Source organism: Mycobacterium sp. E1747 (assembly GCF_001667775.1).
GTDB lineage: Bacteria > Actinomycetota > Actinomycetes > Mycobacteriales > Mycobacteriaceae > Mycobacterium.
The window spans coordinates 1-1,338 of the sequence record NZ_LZJI01000235.1 but is presented as its reverse complement, the minus strand read 5'-3'; the positions used below and the strand labels follow the sequence as shown (position 1 = coordinate 1,338).

Annotated in this window: 1 protein-coding gene; it reads left to right on the top strand. The window is 72.3% G+C overall.

The features are described 5' to 3' along the window. Positions 1–1,338: DEAD/DEAH box helicase (locus A5695_RS25190; RefSeq protein WP_156749836.1), on the top strand; the 1,338-nt coding region annotated here is incomplete at both ends.

Below are 1,338 nucleotides of genomic sequence, written 5' to 3'. Positions count from 1 at the left end.
CACCAGCGTGCTGTACGTGTCCCCGCTCAAGGCGCTGGCGGTCGACGTCGAGCGCAACCTGCGCACCCCGCTGGCGGGGCTCACCCGCATCGCCGAGCGCCACGGCCTTCCGCCGCCCGCCATCAGCGTCGGCGTCCGGTCCGGCGACACCCCGCCCGCCGAACGCCGTCAGCTCATCGCGCGGCCCCCCGACGTGCTGATCACCACGCCGGAGTCCCTCTTCCTGATGCTCACCTCGGCCGCCCGCGAGACCCTGGCCGGCGTGCAGACGGTGATCGTCGACGAGATCCACGCCATCGCCGCCAGCAAGCGCGGCGCGCACCTGGCGCTGTCGCTGGAGCGGCTCCAGGATCTGTCTCAAGAACTCCGGGAGGGTCCGGCCGCGCAGCGCATCGGGCTGTCGGCGACGGTGCGCCCGCCCGAGGAGCTCGCCCGGTTCCTGTCCGGCCAGCAACCGACCACCATCGTGGCGCCCCGAGCGGCCAAGACCGTCGAGTTGACGGTCCAGGTGCCGGTGCCCGACATGGCCAACCTGACCAATAACAGCATCTGGCCCGACGTCGAGGCGCGGCTGGTCGACTTGATCGAGGCGCACAACTCGACGATCGTGTTCGCCAATTCGCGGCGGCTGGCCGAGCGGCTCACCGCGCGGCTCAACGAGATTCACGCCGAACGCTGCGGCCTGGACCGGTCCGGCGAGACCAACCCCAAGGTGGCGGGCGGGGCGCCCGCGCACATCATGGGCAGCGGCCAGACCTACGGCGCCGAGCCGCTGCTGGCGCGCGCCCACCACGGTTCGGTCAGCAAGGAACAGCGCGCCCTGGTCGAAGAGGACCTCAAACGCGGCCTGCTCAAGGCCGTCGTCGCGACGTCGAGCCTAGAGCTCGGCATCGACATGGGCGCGGTCGACCTGGTGATCCAGGTCGAGGCGCCGCCGTCGGTGGCCAGCGGCCTGCAACGCATCGGGCGGGCCGGCCACCAGGTAGGCGAGGTGTCCCAGGGTGTGCTGTTCCCCAAGCACCGCACGGACCTGATCGGCTGCGCGGTGACCGTGCAGCGGATGCTCACCGGCGAGATCGAGACGATGCGGGTGCCCGCCAACCCGCTGGACATCCTCGCGCAACAGACGGTCGCGGCGGCGGCGCTGGAGCCGCTGGACGCCGACCGCTGGTTCGACACCGTGCGCCGCAGCGCCCCCTTCGCCACCCTGCCCCGCAGCGTGTACGAGGCCACCCTCGACCTGCTGTCGGGCAAGTACCCGTCCACCGAGTTCGCCGAGCTGCGGCCACGCCTGGTCTACGACCGCGACACGGGCACCCTGACCGCGCGGCCCGGCGC